Source organism: Thioalkalivibrio sp. AKL7 (genome assembly GCF_000381705.1).
Taxonomy (GTDB): Bacteria; Pseudomonadota; Gammaproteobacteria; order Ectothiorhodospirales; family Ectothiorhodospiraceae; genus Thioalkalivibrio; species Thioalkalivibrio versutus.
The window spans coordinates 133,083-150,959 of the sequence record NZ_KB906948.1 but is presented as its reverse complement, the minus strand read 5'-3'; the positions used below and the strand labels follow the sequence as shown (position 1 = coordinate 150,959).

15 protein-coding genes are annotated in these 17,877 nt (G+C 66.4%); 4 read left to right on the top strand and 11 right to left on the bottom strand.

Annotation, left to right across the window (positions count from 1 at the left end; genetic code table 11):
* Window positions 1-28: 28 nt before the first annotated feature.
* Window positions 29-1,243, top strand: coding sequence for a TraB/GumN family protein (locus G315_RS0103560; protein ID WP_018144720.1), 1,215 nt, complete (start codon window positions 29-31; stop codon window positions 1,241-1,243).
* Window positions 1,244-1,279: 36 nt separating this feature from the next.
* On the opposite strand, the gene G315_RS0103555 is transcribed toward G315_RS0103560, so the two are convergent.
* The 4 genes from G315_RS0103555 to G315_RS0103540 are packed head-to-tail and all read right to left on the bottom strand — an operon-like array spanning window position 1,280 to window position 4,357.
* Window positions 1,280-2,278 (bottom strand): zinc-binding dehydrogenase, encoded by a 999-nt coding sequence (locus tag G315_RS0103555; protein WP_018144721.1) that lies wholly within the window; start codon window positions 2,276-2,278, stop codon window positions 1,280-1,282.
* 59 nt (window positions 2,279-2,337) lie between these two features.
* Window positions 2,338-2,829, bottom strand: coding sequence for a Slp family lipoprotein (locus tag G315_RS0103550; RefSeq protein ID WP_018144722.1), 492 nt, complete (start codon window positions 2,827-2,829; stop codon window positions 2,338-2,340).
* Between the two features lie 2 nt (window positions 2,830-2,831).
* A complete protein-coding gene (locus G315_RS0103545; RefSeq protein WP_051080078.1) occupies window positions 2,832-3,416 on the bottom strand; it encodes a Slp family lipoprotein in 585 nt (194 codons plus the stop codon).
* Between the two features lie 44 nt (window positions 3,417-3,460).
* Window positions 3,461-4,357 (bottom strand): HDOD domain-containing protein, encoded by an 897-nt coding sequence (locus G315_RS0103540; RefSeq protein WP_018144724.1) that lies wholly within the window; start codon window positions 4,355-4,357, stop codon window positions 3,461-3,463.
* A gap of 194 nt (window positions 4,358-4,551) precedes the next feature.
* Here G315_RS0103540 and G315_RS0103535 point away from each other — a divergent pair, with 194 nt between their 5' ends.
* Window positions 4,552-5,346, top strand: a complete 795-nt coding sequence (locus G315_RS0103535) for a dienelactone hydrolase family protein (protein WP_018144725.1) — start codon at window positions 4,552-4,554, stop codon at window positions 5,344-5,346.
* 51 nt (window positions 5,347-5,397) lie between these two features.
* On the opposite strand, the gene G315_RS0103530 is transcribed toward G315_RS0103535, so the two are convergent.
* The 5 genes from G315_RS0103530 to metH all read right to left on the bottom strand — a co-directional run bounded on the left by G315_RS0103530 (window position 5,398) and on the right by metH (window position 13,236).
* Window positions 5,398-6,771 carry a response regulator gene (locus tag G315_RS0103530; RefSeq protein ID WP_018144726.1) on the bottom strand — a complete coding sequence of 458 codons (1,374 nt, stop codon included), beginning with the start codon at window positions 6,769-6,771 and terminating at the stop codon, window positions 5,398-5,400.
* Between the two features lie 213 nt (window positions 6,772-6,984).
* The gene (locus G315_RS0103525; RefSeq protein WP_018169211.1) at window positions 6,985-8,538 is read right to left on the bottom strand and encodes a bifunctional GNAT family N-acetyltransferase/carbon-nitrogen hydrolase family protein; all 1,554 of its coding nucleotides are present in this window, start codon (window positions 8,536-8,538) and stop codon (window positions 6,985-6,987) included.
* A 57-nt stretch (window positions 8,539-8,595) separates the two neighbouring features.
* Complete coding sequence (locus G315_RS0103520; RefSeq protein ID WP_018144728.1) at window positions 8,596-8,919, bottom strand: hypothetical protein; 324 nt, start codon at window positions 8,917-8,919, stop codon at window positions 8,596-8,598.
* Window positions 8,916-9,308, bottom strand: a complete 393-nt coding sequence (locus G315_RS0103515) for a PH domain-containing protein (protein WP_018938304.1) — start codon at window positions 9,306-9,308, stop codon at window positions 8,916-8,918. Before G315_RS0103515 ends, G315_RS0103520 begins: the two co-directional genes overlap by 4 nt.
* Window positions 9,309-9,444: 136 nt before the next feature.
* Window positions 9,445-13,236 carry a methionine synthase gene (gene metH, locus G315_RS0103510; RefSeq protein ID WP_019611937.1) on the bottom strand — a complete coding sequence of 1,264 codons (3,792 nt, stop codon included), beginning with the start codon at window positions 13,234-13,236 and terminating at the stop codon, window positions 9,445-9,447.
* Between the two features lie 155 nt (window positions 13,237-13,391).
* On the opposite strand from metH, the gene G315_RS0103505 reads away from it, so the two are divergent.
* Complete coding sequence (locus G315_RS0103505; protein WP_019611936.1) at window positions 13,392-14,126, top strand: arginyltransferase; 735 nt, start codon at window positions 13,392-13,394, stop codon at window positions 14,124-14,126.
* A gap of 29 nt (window positions 14,127-14,155) precedes the next feature.
* Here the strand turns inward: G315_RS0103505 and G315_RS0103500 are convergent, their stop codons facing one another.
* On the bottom strand, window positions 14,156-15,004 hold the full coding sequence (locus G315_RS0103500; RefSeq protein WP_019611935.1) for a methyltransferase domain-containing protein: 849 nt from the start codon (window positions 15,002-15,004) through the stop codon (window positions 14,156-14,158).
* Window positions 15,001-15,819 carry a class I SAM-dependent methyltransferase gene (locus G315_RS0103495; RefSeq protein ID WP_018169217.1) on the bottom strand — a complete coding sequence of 273 codons (819 nt, stop codon included), beginning with the start codon at window positions 15,817-15,819 and terminating at the stop codon, window positions 15,001-15,003. Before G315_RS0103495 ends, G315_RS0103500 begins: the two co-directional genes overlap by 4 nt.
* A 492-nt stretch (window positions 15,820-16,311) precedes the next feature.
* On the opposite strand from G315_RS0103495, the gene purH reads away from it, so the two are divergent.
* Entirely contained in the window at window positions 16,312-17,877 is a 1,566-nt protein-coding gene (purH, locus tag G315_RS0103490) for a bifunctional phosphoribosylaminoimidazolecarboxamide formyltransferase/IMP cyclohydrolase (RefSeq protein ID WP_019611934.1), read from the top strand.

Below are 17,877 nucleotides of genomic sequence, written 5' to 3'. Positions count from 1 at the left end.
CGCCCACCGGAGCAAGAGCCCGCCACGCATGAATCCCGCCGTCCAGGAACTGATCGCCGACGAACCCCACCGCGTCCTGCAACTGGGCGACACTGAAGTCGTGGTGCTGGGCACCGCGCACGTGTCGCGCGCCAGCGCCGACAAGGTCCGAGCCCTGATCGACACGGGGGCCTTTGACAGCGTGGCGGTCGAGCTTTGCGAAAGCCGTCAGCGCGCGATGCTGGACCCCGACGCAGTCGGGCGCATGGATCTGTTCAGCGTGATGCGCAAGGGCCAGGCCCCGATGATCGCCGCCAGCCTGGCGCTCGGGGCCTACCAGCAACGCCTGGCCGACCAGTACGGCATCGAACCCGGCGCCGAGATGCGCGCGGCCATGGACGGCGCCCTGGACAATGGCCTCCCCCTGGCCCTGATCGACCGGGATATCGGCCTGACCCTGCGCCGCACCTACCGCGCAGTGCGCTGGTGGGAACGCATGGGGCTGATCGGCGGATTGTTCAGCTCGGTACTTTCGCGCGAGAAGATCGACGAATCCGAGATCGAGCGCCTGAAGGAAGGCGACATGCTGGAGTCCACCTTCAGCGAGTTCGCCGAGCAGTCCGAGGACCTCTACCGCACCCTGATCGAAGAGCGCGACCACTACATGGCCGCCCACCTGCGCCGCCTCGCGGCCAACCCGGAGACGCGCTGCATCCTGGCGGTGGTGGGGGCTGGCCACCTGCCCGGGATTGCCGAACAGGCCGAGGATCACCTGACCCCACCGGACGCGATCCTCGACGCCCTGGACCAGGCCCCGCCCAAGGCGCGCTGGCCCAAGGTCGTCCCGTGGGTGGTGATCGGGATCATCCTCGCCGGCTTTGCCATCGGGTTCTCGCGCAACCCGGATATCGGCCTGCAGATGGTGATCGACTGGGTACTGATCAACGGCGGGCTGGCGGCCCTCGGCGCGATCATCGCCCTGGCCCACCCACTGACCGTGCTCACCGCGGCCCTGGCGGCCCCGCTGACCTCGCTGAATCCCACCATCGGGGTCGGCTTTGTGGCGGCCGCGGCCGAGCTGTTCCTGCGCAAGCCGCGGGTCTCCGACTTTGCCAGTCTGCGTCAGGACACCACCACGCCACGCGGCTGGTGGCGCAACCGCGTCTCGCGCGTGTTGCTGGTCTTCCTGCTGACCACCCTGGGCTCGGCCGCCGGCACCTACATCGGCGGCGCCCGCGTCTTCAGCCACCTCTTCGGCAGCTAATCCCCCCCTCACGCGCTTCGTGGTTGCAAGACCCGCTTATTCGGGGATGCGCAGCACGAGCTTGCCGCGGCGTCCACCGGCTTCGATGCGCCGGTGGGCCTCGGCGGCCTCGCTCAGCGGGAGAGTATCCTCGACGTTGACCTGCAAGCGACCGCTGGCCAGCCGGGCCAGACCCTCGGCCACCAGGGTGGCCTGGTGCTTCAGACGGCGGCGATCATTCTCCAGCATCGGGGTCAGCATCAGCTCCAGGCTGATGCTCGGGTTGCGCAGCCGCGCCGGGTTCCAGTCGGTATCCGCCGGGGGAGCCAGAAGGGTCACCAGATCCCCGCCATAGGCCACCTGCGTCAGTCCCTCGCGGAAGACCTCGCCACCAACGGTGTCCAGCACGATGTCGAAGCCACGCCCATCGGTGTACTGCATGATCGCGTCCGCGGCATCCGGCTTGCGCAGGTCGACGACATCGCCCCCAAGTGCGGTGACAATCGTGCCCGCCTCGTCGCGCCGCACCAGCCCCAGTACCCGGCCGCCGGCAGCGCGTGCGATCTGTACGGCCATCTGCCCGACCCCGCCGGCCGCCGCGTGAACCAGCACGCTCTGGCCGCGCTGCAGGTCGGCCCGCTCGAACAGGGACTCCCAGGCGGTCAGCCAGGTAAGCGGCAGGGCGGCGGCCTGGGCATCGGATACCGCCGCCGGCACCGGGACCACCGCGGCCTCGGGCACCACGACCTGTTCGGCGTAGGTCCCCGGATCGGCCCCGACCCCACCAAAACAGAAGGCAACCCGCTGCCCCGGCCGCGCGTGATGCACGGCGCTGCCACATTCCTCGATGATGCCCACCCCATCGCAGCCCGGCGTGTTGCGCGGCGCACCGGGGACGATCATGCCCCCGGCGCGCACCTTCGTATCCACCGGATTGACACCGGCCGCCAGCATCCGGATGCGGACCTGGTCGGGGGCCGTGAGCGCCGGCTCCGCTACTTCGTCCAGACGCAGGGCCTCGGCGGCTCCGGGTTCGTCGAACACGACTGCTCGCATGAATACTCCTCGTTGCATGGGGATTCGTGGAAACGCGCGCCGGCCGCCCCGAGTGCGGCCTACAGGCCGATCCCGATGCCTATGCCAAAGCGCACACCACCGGAAGATCGTGCCGGCTCGGGCTCCGGCCACAGGTGCACCGAGTGGGCCTCCAGCACCGGGAAGACGTAGTCCAGCTCGCCGATCCGGCCATCCTCGACCCCGGTCACCGTGCCGACACCGGTAACCCGGCGCCCGGCACGATAGTCCACCGGGTCGGCGAAGCCCTCCACACGCAGGCGGAAACGCCCGGTGGTGGACTGCCGCGTCTGTGGCTCCTGACGACTGAGCGGGTACCCGACCACCTCGATGAAGGTCGCCTCGGCGCGATTGTCCACGCGCGCGATCACCCCGCCCCATACCTGCTCGTCGGGCGGCAGGCTATCGGCGGTGACTGCACGCGGCTCGACCTGCACGGCCGGGTCATCCGGGGCCTCCAGCGGGCCGGACGCGCAGGCGGCCAGGAACACGGGCAGCAGCAATGCCAGAAAAGGACGCAGGAATCGGGTCATGCTCACCAGTACCAGGGATGCGGGTGATAGCGCCCATAGAGGCCGTAACGCGGGCCCCAGGGGCTATAGAACGGGTCATAAAACGGGTCGTAGAACGGATCGCGATACCCGCGCTCCGTCGGTGGCGGGCGCCGCGACCACAGGTAGACCGCATCCGCCTGCAGCGTAACGAAGGTATAGGCGTAGTCACCGATGCGGCCCTCCTCGATCCCGTGGATGACACCCCGCACGGTCACCTCGCGGCCTTCCTTGTAAATCTGCGGGTCGAGAAAACCGCTGCTGACCACGCGGAAGCGCCCGGGTGAGCGATCCGCCTCCTGCGGTCGCCCCTGGCGATCAAGTTCGCGGGCCACCACCTCCAGCCGGGTACCGCCCGAGGTGTTCTCGATGTCCGCAATCACCCCGCCCCAGACCACGGTCTCGCCCTTCACGGCCTCGGGATCCGCCAGCACCTGATCGCGATCGGGGGCGGCAGCAGGCAACGGGGAAAGGGCCGCCGGAACCCCGGCACACCCTGTCAGCAGGAGCAGCAGCCCCGCCAGGACCAGCGCGCGCAATCGTACAAGTGGCAATGCCCGACTCTGCATAGCCGATGGGACTCGCGCCGCATCCCCAAGTTCACGGCGAGCGGTCATGGCCGCGGCTCCCCCTCGTGCGCCGGATCGCAAAGGTCCTGCACCGCCAACACCTCGTGCTGGGCCTCCTCCACCGCGGAGAGCAAGACCTCGGGGGCCAGGTGCAGGGCGTCCCACACCGCCGGATCTACCGGGGGCGCATCCGCCCAGTCGCGCGAATCGATCTCGGCGAGATGGGCACCGGTGTTGGCCAGATGCACCAGCATCACGGCGGTGCGATTGCGCTCCGGCGCCTGCAGCGGCTGATGGTGACCGGCGAGGCAGTCGACCAGGAGTTCCGGCAGACCCCAGTGCGCGGCCAGGGCCCCACCCAGCTCCGCATGATCGAAGCCCAGTTGCGCGCGCTCCGCGCCCTGCGGGCTCAGGCCGTCGCCAACATCCAGACTGGAGAGGAAGGCCCGGTGGGCCGATTCCGGCGACTGCGAGAACAACAACAGCTTGCCAAGATCGTGCAGCAGGCCGGCCAGGAAGATCCCGCTGGCCTGGCGCGGCAGCACGCGCATCGCCAGTTGCCGCGCGATAACCGCGCAATAGGCCGAATGGCGCCAGAACACCTCCAGCGGCAGGCGCTCCTGATCCGGGATGCTGGCCGTGGCACGCGTGATCGCGCTCGCCACCACCAGACGCTGCAGGGCATCGCGACCCAGCATGGCAATCGCGCGGTCCACCGAGTCAACCGGACGCGCCGGGGCATAGGCAGGGCTGTTGGCGATGCGCAGGACCAGGGCCACCAAGCCGGGATCGCGTCCCAGGCTGCTGGCGATCCTGGCAGCCGTGGCGTCGTCCTCCTCCAGCAGGCGCGCAACCTCGAACACCACCTGTGGCATGGCCAGAAGCTTGTCAGCCGACTGGACGCGGGCCTCAAGGGAATCGTTGGCAGATCGGTCGGACATGGGTGGATCCTCTTGCCGAGGCGGAACGGGGATCGCTGCGCCTCACTCGTCCTGTTTCGAGGCCACCTCGCGCACGTGGCCCCGACCTCTCTACTGTAGCCGCTGTCCCCTTCGTTGTAACCCGGCCGGGCGCGAACCATACTCGCAGGCCCGGGTCGAAAAAACGACGCGTCGACCACCAAGGAGGTGCCCATATGTTTAGCAAGCCCGCATTTGCGCCGCTGGCCGTTTTGCTCGCCGGCCTGCTCCCCGGCATGGCCCTGGCCGGTATCCAGACCGAAGAGATCGCCTACGACCATGACGGCGACGAGATGACCGGCTACCTGGCCCACCCCGAAGGCGACGGGCCGCACCCGGCGGTCCTGGTCATTCACGAATGGTGGGGCCACAACGACTACGCCCGCGACCGTGCCGAACAACTGGCCCGCGAGGGTTACACCGCCTTCGCCCTGGATATGTACGGCAGCGGCAAGTTGGCCGATCACCCGTCTACCGCCGGCGAATTCGCCGGGGAAATCCGCGAGAATCGCGACCTGATGCTGAGCCGCTTCCAGGCCGCCTACGACTGGCTGCGCGCGCATGATGCCAGCGCGGATGCGGCGCCCTCCGCGGTCGGCTACTGCTTCGGCGGCACCGTGGCCCTCGAGGCCGCGCGCGCGGGGATGGACCTGAACGTGGCGGCGAGCTTCCACGGCGGCCTGGGAACCGAGCACCGGGCCGAGGCCGGCAAGGTGTCGGCCGAACTGCTGTCCTTCACCGGCACCGCAGACCCGATGATCCCGCCGGAGCAGGTCGCCGGTTTCCAGGAGGAGATGCAGGAGGCCGAAGTACGCTACACCGTGGTGGAATTCTCCGGCGTGAAGCACAGCTTCACCAATCCGGGGGCCGATGCCATTGCCGAGGAGTTCGGCATGCCGGTCGGCTATGACGCCCGCGCCGACCACGACTCCTGGAACCACCTGCTGGGTGTCCTACGCGATCGGCACTAAACCCGATGTACGGCGGGCACTGCCAGGTGCCCGCCACTTTCACGCGGAGCCTCAGATCCCGCGCAGGTAGATCGCCACCCCCAGGACCACGATCACCGCCAGCACCCCGAAAAACGCCAGCCGGAACCAGCGGCGACGCCCCAGACGCGCGGGTCGCGCGTGTTGCGCATCGAACAGGGACGCTCGCAGGCTGTCCTCCGGCTCCGCCTTGACCGGTTCGCCCCGACTCGGCTCGCTCGCCGGCTCCGCAGCAGCGGTGGTGCTGTGGCCGGTCAGGGCATGTTCCAGATCACGGATGCGGCCACGCAGGTCCTGGTTGCGCTGCTGGGCCTCCGCCAGCTCCCGCTCGCGGGCCACCAGGCGGTCACCCAGATCCGAAGCCGAATCCTGGCTATCCGTACAGCGCTGCTCGGCCTCGGCCTGGGCCTTCTCGGCCGCCGCGGCGCGCTCGCACTGCTGGTTGCGCTCGCGGCGCAGACGTTCGGCCTCGCCCCGCGCCACCTTCAGCTCCGTCTGCTCCTCCTCGCGCTGGCGCTCCAGGTCGACGAGCTCGTGGTCCAGACGGACATTCTCGCTCTCGAGCTCGCGCACCCGGCTACGCAGTTGTTCGGTCTCGCGGTCGGGCTCGGTCGACTCCGGGGCGCCCTCAGCCTCGAGTTCTTCCACACGCACACGCAAGGCCGCAAGCTCCTCCTCGCGGGCCGCGGCCTGTTCGGCTGCTGCCGCGACCTCTTCGTCCCGCGCCCGCGCCTCGGCCAGCGCCGTCTCCGCCTCCTCCAGACGACCCTGCAGGGCCTCGATTTCGCGATCCCGCTCTTCCGCGCGCTGGAACGCCGCCGTGGACTCGTCGCGGGCCTCGCCCAGGGCGTTGCGCAGACGCTCCAGCTCTTTCTGCGCCTCGCGCTCATTGGAGGATTGCTGTCGCAGCATCAACTCGCGGCGCAGGCGCTCGACCTCGTCGCGCAGGGCCTGGTTCTCGGCGGAGTCGGGGGCCGCTCCGGAGGGGGGCGGCTCGGGGACCGGCGGCGGTGGCAGGAGTTCGGCCACGACCTCGCGCACGCGGGTGGGAACAAACGGCTTCATCAGGACGGCATTGGCCCCCAGTGAACGCCATTCGTCGCTGGCCGCCTCGTCGCTCTCCTGACCGGTCACGATCACCACCGGGAGGTCCGTGGGGAGATCATCGACGCCATCACGAATACGCAGCAGGAGATCCTGGCCGTCGATGCCCGGCATCGAGAGATCGGTCAGCACCAGCCCGATATCGGGATACTGCTGCAGCAGCTCCAGGGCCTGTTCGCCGTCGGCCGCCTCGTAGACGGTGTTCTGACCCTGCAGAATACGTTGCAACGCAACCCGGATGACCTTGGAGTCATCCACCACGAGGATCGCGGCGCGTTTTGGGTCCGGTATCTGATCGCTCATGCTTCCCCCTGACTGACCTCCGCCCGCCTGACAGCGGCACGGCCGTCGACCACGCTGGATTCCCAGTGGCCGAGCATCCCTAGAGTCGCAAGACTACGGGCCCCCGCGTCCGGATGCCAGTGGGGTCGCCGGGGCAACCGGAACCGGTTCACACTTTCTCGCTCCGGGCGATCGGCCCGCGGAGCATCATGCGCGACCACCGCTCCGTGTTTGCTACACGGGCTTCGACTTCCACTTGACCGAATAGAGGTCGCGCCGACGATCACGCAGGTTGCGCACCGAGCCGTGGTTGCGCAGCTCTTTCAGGTTGTCGAGGTCGAGATCCACGATCAGGGTCATTTCGGTGTTGGGCGTGGCCTCCGCCGCCACCGCGTCATGCGGGAAGGCGAAGTCGGAAGGCGTGAACACCGCAGCCTGGGAGTACTGCATGTCCATGTTCTCGACCTTGGGCAGGTTGCCTACCGAGCCGGACATGACCACGTAGCACTCGTTCTCGATCGCGCGGGCCTGGGCGCAGCGCCGTACCCGGAGATAGGCATTCTTGGTGTCGGTCCAGTAGGGCACGAACAGGATCTGCAGGCCGTGATCGGCCATCACCCGCGGCAGTTCGGGGAACTCCACGTCGTAGCAGATCAGGATCCCGATCTTGCCGAAGTCGGTGTCGAAGACATGCACCTCGTCGCCGCCCTGCAGGCCCCAGTAGGAGACCTCGTCCGGGGTCACGTGGATCTTGTACTGGCGGTCCCAGGTGCCGTCACGACGACACAGATAGGAGACATTGCGCAGCACGTCGTCGGTGTACTCGGGCATCGAGCCAGCCACGATGTTGATGTTGTAGGCCAGCGCCAGGCGCACCATCTCCTCGCGGACCGCCTCGGTGTACTCGGCCAGCCGGCGCACGGCCTCGGCCGGGTAGTCCTGGTTGAAGGCCCCCATCAACGGGCCGTTGAAGAATTCCGGGAACAGCACGCAGTCCGAGCGATAGCCGGAAACCGCATCGACGAAATACTCCACCTGCTGGAACAGGGAGTCCAGGTCCACCGTCGGGCGCATCTGCCACTGGACGACGCCGATGCGCACGTCCGAACGGCTGCCGCCGATCAGCTTTTCCTTCTCCTCGTAGTAGATGTTCAGCCACTCGATCAGCGTCGCGTAGGCCCCGGACTTCTCGTCGTCCGGCAGGTAGTTGGTGATGATCTTGCGGACGTGAAAGTCGTTCGCCAGCTGGAATGTCAGGATCGGGTCGATGATCTCGTGGTTCTTCACCCGGCGTACGTACTGCTGCGGCGTCAGCTCGTCGCGGTACGGCTCGTAGCCGGGGATACGCCCACCGGCGACGATCGCCCGCAGGTTCAGCTTCTCGCACAACTCCTTGCGCGCGTCGTACAGGCGCCGGCCCAGGCGCAGCCCGCGATAGTCCGGATGCACGAAGATGTCCACGCCGTACAGCGTGTCGCCGTCCGGGTCGTGGGTGGTCAGGAAGCCATTCCCGGTGATCTGCCAGTAATTGTGCTGATCGCCGAAGCGCTTGTATTCGACGATCAGGCTGATCGCCGCGGCGACCACCTTGCCATTGTCCTCGATGCAGATCTGGCCCTCGGGGAAGCGCATCACCTGGGAGCGGAACTGCGCCTCGCTCCAGGCACCGTCGAGGTCGTGATAGACCCGCTCCATGATCTCGCGGATGTCCTCGTAGTCCTCGACCCGCGTCGGGCGCAGGGTCAGGTGGTGCTGGGGGTTCGACTCGTTGTCCGCGTCAGTGGTCACGCTTGGGGGCTCCGGGGTTGAGACAGAGGGGCAGGATGCACGGGGAGCGGGCGTGGATCAAAAGATCCAGGCCAGCATCAACCAGAAGAACACAAAGAACAGGAAGAAACCGGGGATCATGAACTGCAGCTCCCCGATCAGGCCCTCGCCGGCGGCCAGGGCGAACACGATCGACACCAGCACCGAGACGATGGCCGCGACCAGGGCCGCGTTCTTCAGGCCCATACCATCATCAAAGGTGAGCGCGACCCAGTCCGACAGCCCCGGCAGGGACACCGCTGCCGCCAGCACCAGCAAAGCCACCAGCAACGCGACCAGCGCCGAGGTGCCAAGCAGGATGCGCAGCGCCAGACGGCTGTCCCGCCGGTCCGCACGGCTCATGCCACGCCCTCGCGACGGCCTCGCACATATTCCCGCACCCGGTTGGGGTCCGGGATGCCGTTAACCCGGAATTCCGGATTGTCCCCGGTGGTGTACACCGCGATGCGGCCCACGCGGAAGATGCGGTCGAAGAAACTCTGATCCACCTTCACCGTGCGGATCTGACCGATGTCGAGGTCCACATGCGACTTCGACAGCAGGCCCCGCTCCAGATGCACCTGATCGGCGTCGATGCGCAGGCGTACCGAGCGCGTCTGGAGGTACCACCACAACAGGATCAGCAAGCCGAGGCCGAAGGCCGGGATCAGTAACACGCTAAGGATGAAGCCGAACGGATGATTGCGGAACATCGCCGGTCGAGCATCGATCGCGGGTTCACGAGCGGACATGCGCGGACTCCAGTTGGGGACAAGCCCGTCCAGTTTGGCGCGGTACCCCAAACAAAGCGAGCCCCGCACGGGGCGGGGCTCGCAGTTTTCCGGGCAAGGGCCAGTCGGCCAGCCCACCCGGGGCAGGATCGCGAAGTTACGCGGTCCGGGCGTCGCGCTCGGCCTTGGCTTCCGCCTTGGCCTCGTCACTGTCGTCGTAGCCGAGGTTCGGCGCGAGCCACCGCTCGGCCTCCTCGAACGACATGCCCTTGCGCTTGGCGTAGTCCTCGACCTGGTCGCGGTTGACCTTGCCGAGACCGAAGTAGCGCGATTCCGGATGCGCGAAGTACCAGCCGGAGACGGCCGAGACCGGCAGCATGGCGAAGCTCTCGGTGAGCGTCATGTCAGCATGCTCTTCCGGCTGCAGCATCTCCCACAGGGTCGCCTTCTCGGTGTGCTCCGGGCAGGCCGGGTAGCCGGGCGCCGGACGAATACCCTGGTACTTCTCCTCGATCAGGTCCTCGTTCTCCAGCGACTCGTCGGGGACATAGCCCCAGTATTCGCGGCGCACATGGTAGTGCATGCACTCGGCAAAGGCCTCGGCCAGACGGTCCGCCAGGCTCTTCACGAGGATGGCGTGATAGTCGTCGTTGGCCTTTTCGTATTCCTTGGCCTTGGCGTCGACATCACCACCGGCGCTGACCGCGAAGGCCCCGATGTAGTCCGGACCACCGGCTTCCTTGGGCATCACGAAATCGGCCAGCGAATGGCTCGGCTGCCCGCGACGCTTCTCGGTCTGCTGACGCAGATGGTGCAGCTTCTTCAGGACCTTGGAGCGGCTATCGTCGGTGTACACCTCGATGTCGTCGTCATCAACGGTGTTCGCCGGGAAGAAGCCGACCACGCCACGGCAGGTGACCCACTTTTCGTCGATCATCCGCTTCAGCATGTCCTTGCCATCCTTGAACAGCTTGCGCGCCTCTTCGCCGACCTTCTCGTCATCCAGGATGCGCGGGTAGGCGGCGTGCAGCTGCCAGGAGTGGAAGAACGGCGTCCAGTCGATGTACTTGGCGACCTCGTGGAGATCGTAATCATCGAAGCGCAGCAGTACGGTGCCGTCGCCATGCGGGTGCAGCACCTTCGGCTGCCCCGGCAGTTCGTCAGTTTCCAGCGCCTTCGGTTTCGGCGGCGTGTAGTCGGACCAGTCGATTGTCGGCTTGTTGGCGCGCGCCTTGTCGAGCGTGACCCATTGGGTCTTCTTCTTGCGCCCGGCGTTCTGCACGCGCAGCTTCTCGTACTCCTCGCGGACGTCGGCGGCGTACTTCTCGCGCAGCTCGGGGCTGATCAGACTCTGGGCCACGCCCACGGCACGCGAGGCGTCCTTCACCCAGACCACCGGACCGGAGTAGTTCGGCTCGATCTTCACCGCGGTGTGGGCGCGCGAGGTCGTCGCGCCGCCGATCATCAGCGGGGTCTTCATGCCTTCACGTTCGAGGTCGGCGGCGAAGTTGGCCATCTCCTCCAGCGAGGGGGTAATCAGACCGGACAGGCCGATGACGTCGACGTCGTGTTCCTTGGCGGCCTTCAGGATCGAGGCCCCCGGCTGCATCACGCCGATGTCGATGACCTCGAAGTTATTGCACTGCAGCACCACGCCCACGATGTTCTTGCCGATGTCGTGGACGTCGCCCTTCACCGTGGCCATCAGGATCCGGCCGTTGTTCTCGGTGCCGGTCTTCTCGGCCTCGATGTACGGGATCAAGTGAGCCACGGCCTTCTTCATCACGCGGGCGGACTTGACCACCTGCGGCAGGAACATCTTGCCCTCGCCGAACAGGTCGCCGACCACGTTCATGCCGTCCATCAGGGGGCCTTCGATCACCTGGATCGGGCGGTCATACGCCTGGCGTGCCTCTTCGGTGTCGTCGACCACGTAGGTGTCGATACCCTTGACCAGGGAGTGCTCGAGACGCTTGGAGACTTCCCATTCGCGCCACTCGAGGTTCTCTTCCTTCTTGCCGCCGCCCTGGCCCTTGTACTCCTCGGACAGTTCGAGCAAACGATCAGTGGCGTCGTCGCGGCGGTTCAGGACCACGTCCTCGACCGCTTCCTTCAGCTTCGCGTCGATATCGTCGTAGACCGCCAGCTGGCCGGCGTTGACGATACCCATGTCCATGCCCGCCTTGATGGCGTGATACAGGAAGACGGCGTGGATCGCCTCGCGCACCGGCTCGTTGCCGCGGAAGGAGAACGATACGTTGGACACGCCACCGGAGATCAGCGCGTGCGGCAGGTCGTTCTTGATGCGGCGGGTAGCCTCGATGAAGTCCACGCCGTAGTTGTTGTGCTCTTCGATGCCGGTCGCGACCGCGAAGATGTTCGGGTCGAAGATGATGTCCTCGGCCGGGAAACCAACCTTCTCGGTCAGCAGCTTGTAGGCCCGGGTGCAGATCTCGACGCGACGCTGCTCGTTATCCGCCTGGCCGTCCTCGTCGAAGGCCATGACCACGATCGCGGCGCCATAGCGGCGGCACAGCTGGGCCTGCTTGATGAAGTTTTCCTCGCCCTCCTTCATGGAGATCGAGTTGACCACCGGCTTGCCCTGCACGCACTTCAGGCCCGCCTCGATGATCTCGAACTTGGAGGAGTCGATCATCACCGGGACGCGGGCGATATCGGGCTCGCCGGCCAGCAGATTCAGGAAGCGGACCATTGCCTCCTGCGACTCCAGCATGCCCTCGTCCATGTTGATGTCGATGATCTGGGCGCCGCCCTCGACCTGATTCAGCGCGACTTCCAGCGCGACGTCGAATTCCTCGTTCTGGATCAGGCGCAGGAACTTGCGCGACCCGGTCACGTTGGTGCGCTCGCCGACGTTCACGAACAGCGAATCATCGGTGATGTTGCACGGCTCGAGACCCGACAGGCGGCAGGCCGGGGCGATCTCCGGCAGCTTGCGCGGCGCGTGCTTCTCGACCGCCTCGCGCATGGCCCGGATGTGCTCCGGCAGCGTGCCACAGCAACCGCCGATGATGTTCAGCAGGCCCTGCTCGGCCCACGGGCCGACATCCGCGGCCATCTGCTCCGGGCTCTCGTCATAGTCGCCGAACTCGTTCGGCAGGCCGGCGTTCGGGTGCGCGGACACAAAGGTATCGGCGATGCGCGAAAGCTCTTCCACGTACTGGCGCATTTCCTTGGCACCCAGCGCGCAGTTCAGGCCGATCGAGACCGGATTGGCGTGACGCACGGAGTTCCAGAAGGCCTCGGTGGTCTGGCCGGACAGGGTACGGCCGGAGGCGTCGGTGATCGTGCCGGAGATCATGATCGGGAGGTCCTTCCCGAGCTCGTCTTCCAGCGTCTTCACCGCGAAGATCGCGGCCTTGGCGTTCAGGGTGTCGAACACCGTCTCGATCAGCAGCAGATCGACGCCACCCTCGACCAGGGCCTCGGCCGCTTCCTTGTAGGACGCAACCAGGGTGTCGAAATCGACGTTACGCGCGCCGGGGTCATTCACGTCCGGGGAGATCGACGCGGTGCGGTTGGTCGGGCCAAGGATGCCGGCGACGTAGCGCGGCTTGTCCGGGGTCTTTTCGGTCCAGGCGTCGGCCGCCTTTCGCGCGAGCTTCGCGGATTCGCGGTTCAGCTCGGGGACCAGGTCCTCCATGTGGTAGTCCGCCATCGCGATGCGGGTACCGTTGAAGGTGTTGGCCTCGATGATGTCGGCACCGGCCTCGAGATAGTCGTTGTGGATCTGCTCGATGATATCCGGGCGGGTCAGCGACAGCAGATCGTTGTTGCCCTTCAGGTCGGATTCCCAGTCCTTGAACCGCTCGCCGCGGTAATCGGCCTCGTCCAGCTTGTACAGCTGGATGGTGGTACCCATACCGCCGTCCAGGATCAGGATGCGCTCTTTCAGCGCGTTCTCGATGTCTTTGCGTGTTGCCGTCATGTGCCGTACACCATTGGTTTCGAATGGGATAAGTGTACACGCCGGGGTTCCATCCCGTGCGTGGAGCCCACCCTGGTGGCAGGCTCTTTCAAATTGCGTCGCAGCCCCGGATGCGGCCTGGTTGCGCCCGTGAACAGAGCTGTCACGATAGCGCCATGCAGGAACATCCGATCCGCTGGTTCATTACTGCCCCGCAGGCCTGCCCCTATCTGGACGACCGCGAGATGCAGAGTTTGCTGGTCGACCCCGCGGTCAGCCTGGGCGGCGCGCGCTTCGGCCAGCTACTGGCCGAGGGCTTTCGCCGCAGCGGTCAGTTTGTTTATCGACATCACTGCCCCGAGTGCGCGGCCTGCGTGCCCGTACGCATCCCGGTTGCGGCCTTCCGCCCGAGCCGGAGCCAGCGCCGCTGCCTGGATCGCAACCGCGATCTCGCGGTGACGATCCGCCGGCCGCCGGAACAGCCCGGGACATCGCCCGCCGCCGATCTCGACGAGCACATGCCGCTGTTCTCGCGCTACCAGACCGCCCGTCACACGGGCGGTGGCATGGAACAGATGGGACGCGAGGAATACGCGGGAATGCTCGCCCACCGCAACGGCCCAGTGGATCTGATCGAATTCCGCCAGGCCGACACGCTGCTCGCGGTAGCCGTCACCGATCGCACCCCCCAGGGGTTGTCGGCGATGTACAGCTTCTTCGATCCGGATCAGCCGCGCCGCGGCCTGGGCACCCTCGCAATCCTGACCCAGGTGGCGCATGCGCACCGCCTGGGTCTGCCCCATGTCTACCTCGGCTACTGGATCAACCAGGCGCCGAAGATGGAATACAAGACCCGGTTCCAGCCGCTCGAAGGCCGCATGGACGGGGTCTGGAGGCTGCTGCCCGCCTGACGGCGGCCAGCAGCCTCCTCGCGCGCGGCCTAGCGGGCCGGCTTGCGGAAGCGGAAGATGCCCCAGGTCAGGTAGCCCGAGTTGCCGCCATCGACCCAGTGCTGCAGGCCCTGCTTCATGCGGTCGATGTAGTCCTGCGAGATGTAGTTTTTCAACTCGTCCTCGCGGGACTCGAGCTCCTGCTTCACGCGACCGTAATGGGTCGAGATCTGGCTGGAGTGTTCCTCGAAGCTGACCTCTTCCAGGCCGGCCGCCTTGGCCGCCTCGCGGTACAGCGCCGGGCTCGCCAGCGAATCCAGGTGGATGCGGGCCAGAATCGGGTCCAGCACGCCATCCGGGCAATCGTCGGTCTGCATCGGATCGGTGAAGATCAGCCAGCCACCCGGCTTCAGGACGCGCGCGGCCTCCTGGATCACCTTTTTCTTTGCCTCGTTCTGGCTGTGCAGGAAGGAGTCCTCGGACCAGACGACATCGTAGGATTCGTCCGGCTCGTCGACCTTCTCGAAGGAGCCATCGACCACGGTGATCTTGTCGTCGAGGTGGCGCGCCTTGTTGATCTCGCGATCGCGCTCGTTTTCCTTCTCGGACAGGTTCAGCGCGGTGACATCGCAACCGTAGTTTTCCACCAGGTAGCGGGCGACACCGCCGTAGCCGGCGCCCATGTCGAGCACGCGCCATTCCGGCTGCGGCTCGCCCAGGAGGTCGGACATGTGCGCGACCGTGCGACGGCTGGCGTCGCCGATCGGCTCGTCCTTGTACTCGTACAGCCCGATATGGAGGTCTTCACCGCCCCACACCATCTTGTAGAAGGTGTCGGCGTCCTCGCTGTTGTAGTAGTCGCGAGCGGTTTCGACTACGTCGGAGTAGTTCTCGCTCATCGTTCCTCGCCCTCGATATAACGCTTGTCGGCCACGTGGATGAAGAAGTCCGGATCACTCTCGCGATAGGTCTCCTGGAAATCCCCGTAGGTCTCGATCTTCTGGAAACCGACCTCGCGCATCAGGCGGCGGACATAGGCCTTGCGCAGCGGGAACATGTTCAGGAAGTACTCGGAGCCATCCGGGAACTTGTACTGGAAGCGCGCCAGGCCTTCGTCAACGTGGGCCGGCTGCACCTGGACGTTGTCGCCGCAGTAGTAGTAGGTGTGCTTGGACGAGTAACCGTGGTCCATGATGGTGTCGTAGTTGCGCTGGTCGAGGATCAGCACGCCATCGTGGTTCAGGGCGGAGTAGAACTCGGCCAGGGCCTTGCGGCGGTCGTGTTCATTGAACAGGTGGGTAAACGAGTTGCCCAGGCAGACGACGGCGTCGTAGCGGCCGTAGATGTCGCGATTCAGCATGCGCCAGTCGGCCTGCACGGTGCGCAGGATGTGACCCCGCTTGCGACCGTTCTCGAAGGCCTTGACGAGCATCTCGGGGGCGCCATCGGCGGTCACCACGTCAAAGCCCGCTTCACGCAACTGCACGGAATGGAAGCCGGTGCCGGCGGCGACGTCGAGCACGCGCTTGGCGCCGCGCTTCTTCAGTTCTTCGATGAAGAAGGTGCCTTCGCTCTTGGCGCGGTTGTCCCAGTCGATCAGGTCATCCCACTTGTCGACGAAGCCGGTGGTGTACTCGTTGAGATAATTCTCGGTATCGCGACGTTCGGTCGGCTTCTCGCCGAAGTCCTGATCATTCTTGATATTCGCTGCCATGCTGGTTCCTCTTGGCTTTGCTGCTGTTGTAAGCGTGACTGGACCGGCCTCTGGGCCGATCCGTCGGCACAACACCCCGCAAACGCAGTAAACCGCGACCTCCGCATCACACGGCGGTCTCGCCAGCAGCCCGATCGAGCCAGGCGGGTGCCGCCCGGTGTTCGGGTATCAATGCGCCGGGTGCGTTGTTCGCAGCACCCGACACCGGCCTGGCCGGTTCTTCCTGCACATCCGGAGGGCAATCGGTACCCGGATGCCGAGCCGTGGTCTGGCGGGCCCATCCCGCCTGGCTCGGGGATCGTTTACGGCGCCGCGCGATGCGTCTGAACGCGGGCGTTGTGTCCGAAATCGTTTTTATACCCTGAAGGTTTTGCGCAAAAATTACAAGCTGAGGGCCCGTCTGGCGACCTCGGCTTCGCGACTCCGAATGCCGATCCATCCGGGCCGCGCGTTCGATATAATGGTCGTTTTGCAGCGATCCCGAGGCCCCGCATGACCCCCAGCCGCCCTATCCAGCGCGCCCTTTTGTCGGTCTCCGAGAAGACCGGCGTCGTGGAGCTCGCCCGCGCCCTGCATGAACGCGGCGTCGAGCTTCTGTCCACCGGCGGGACCGCCCGCCTGCTGGCCGAAAACAACCTTCCGGTAATCGAGGTTTCCGCGCACACGGGCTTCCCCGAGATCATGGATGGCCGAGTCAAGACCTTGCACCCGCGCATCCACGGCGGGCTGCTCGGCCGGCGCGACATCGACTCCGCGGTGATGGCTGAGCAGGACATCCCGCCGATCGACCTGCTGGTGGTGAACCTCTATCCCTTCGAGGCGACGGTGGCCCGTCCCGGCTGCAGCCTGGAAGACGCCATCGAGAACATCGACATTGGCGGCCCGGCGATGCTGCGCGCCGCGGCCAAGAACTACCGCGACGTGGCCGTGGCCACCAGCCCCGACCAGTACAGCGAGATCGCCGCGGCCATCGGCGACGACGGCGAAGTGCCGCAGTCGCTGCGCTTCCGCCTGGCGGTCGCGGCCTTCGATCACGTAGCGCGCTACGATGCCGCGATCAGCAACTACCTCTCGGCCCTCGACGAGGATGGCGAAGCGGCTCCGTTCCCGGGACAGCTGAACGCCACCTTCGAACGCGTCGAGACCCTGCGCTACGGCGAGAATCCGCACCAGCGCGCCGCGTTCTATCGTGATCCACAGCCTGCACCCGGCACCCTGGCCAGCTACCGCCAGCACCAGGGCAAGGCACTCTCTTACAACAACCTGGCCGACGCCGATGCCGCCTGGGAATGCGTGCGCCAGTTCGAGGCCGGGGCCTGCGTGATCGTCAAGCACGCCAACCCCTGCGGCGTGGCCGTCGCGCCGACCCAGCTGATGGCCTACGAACGCGCCTTCCAGACCGACCCGACCTCGGCCTTCGGCGGCATCATCGCCTTCAACCGGCCGCTGGACGGCGACACCGCGCACGCGATCGTCAGCCGCCAGTTCGTCGAGGTGGTCATCGCCCCCGAGATCACCCCGGGCGCCCTGCGCGCCCTGGCCACCAAGAAGAATGTTCGCGTGCTGGAGATCCCGCCGGCGGGTGTCGGTCCCGGCCTCGACTACAAGCGCATCGGCGGCGGGCTCCTGGTACAGGATGCCGATCGCGGCAGCCTGGCCGATGTGGAGCTGAAGACCGTGACCGCGCGCGCGCCCTCGGAACAGGAGATGAAGGACCTCTGCTTCGCCTGGCAGGTGGGCAAGCACGTAAAGTCCAACGCGATCGTCTACGCCCGCGACGAACAGACCATCGGGGTCGGTGCCGGGCAGATGAGCCGGGTGTATTCCGCGCGCATCGCCGGCATCAAGGCCGCCGACGAGGGCCTGCAGGTGGCCGGCTCGGTCATGGCCTCGGACGCCTTCTTCCCGTTCCGCGACGGTATCGACGCGGCGGCCGAGGCCGGCATCACCGCGGTGATCCAGCCCGGCGGCTCGATGCGCGACCAGGAGGTGATCGACGCGGCCAACGAGCACGACATCGCCATGCTGTTCACCGGCATGCGCCACTTCCGCCACTGA

Coding starts and splice junctions, on each gene's coding strand:
- G315_RS0103560 (WP_018144720.1), top strand. CDS start 29: ATGAATCCCGCCGTCCAGGAACTGATCGCCGACGAACCCCACCGCGTC.
- G315_RS0103555 (WP_018144721.1), bottom strand. CDS start 2,278: ATGCGAGCAGTCGTGTTCGACGAACCCGGAGCCGCCGAGGCCCTGCGT.
- G315_RS0103550 (WP_018144722.1), bottom strand. CDS start 2,829: ATGACCCGATTCCTGCGTCCTTTTCTGGCATTGCTGCTGCCCGTGTTC.
- G315_RS0103545 (WP_051080078.1), bottom strand. CDS start 3,416: ATGCAGAGTCGGGCATTGCCACTTGTACGATTGCGCGCGCTGGTCCTG.
- G315_RS0103540 (WP_018144724.1), bottom strand. CDS start 4,357: ATGTCCGACCGATCTGCCAACGATTCCCTTGAGGCCCGCGTCCAGTCG.
- G315_RS0103535 (WP_018144725.1), top strand. CDS start 4,552: ATGTTTAGCAAGCCCGCATTTGCGCCGCTGGCCGTTTTGCTCGCCGGC.
- G315_RS0103530 (WP_018144726.1), bottom strand. CDS start 6,771: ATGAGCGATCAGATACCGGACCCAAAACGCGCCGCGATCCTCGTGGTG.
- G315_RS0103520 (WP_018144728.1), bottom strand. CDS start 8,919: ATGAGCCGTGCGGACCGGCGGGACAGCCGTCTGGCGCTGCGCATCCTG.
- G315_RS0103515 (WP_018938304.1), bottom strand. CDS start 9,308: ATGTCCGCTCGTGAACCCGCGATCGATGCTCGACCGGCGATGTTCCGC.
- metH (WP_019611937.1), bottom strand. CDS start 13,236: ATGACGGCAACACGCAAAGACATCGAGAACGCGCTGAAAGAGCGCATC.
- G315_RS0103505 (WP_019611936.1), top strand. CDS start 13,392: ATGCAGGAACATCCGATCCGCTGGTTCATTACTGCCCCGCAGGCCTGC.
- G315_RS0103500 (WP_019611935.1), bottom strand. CDS start 15,004: ATGAGCGAGAACTACTCCGACGTAGTCGAAACCGCTCGCGACTACTAC.
- G315_RS0103495 (WP_018169217.1), bottom strand. CDS start 15,819: ATGGCAGCGAATATCAAGAATGATCAGGACTTCGGCGAGAAGCCGACC.
- purH (WP_019611934.1), top strand. CDS start 16,312: ATGACCCCCAGCCGCCCTATCCAGCGCGCCCTTTTGTCGGTCTCCGAG.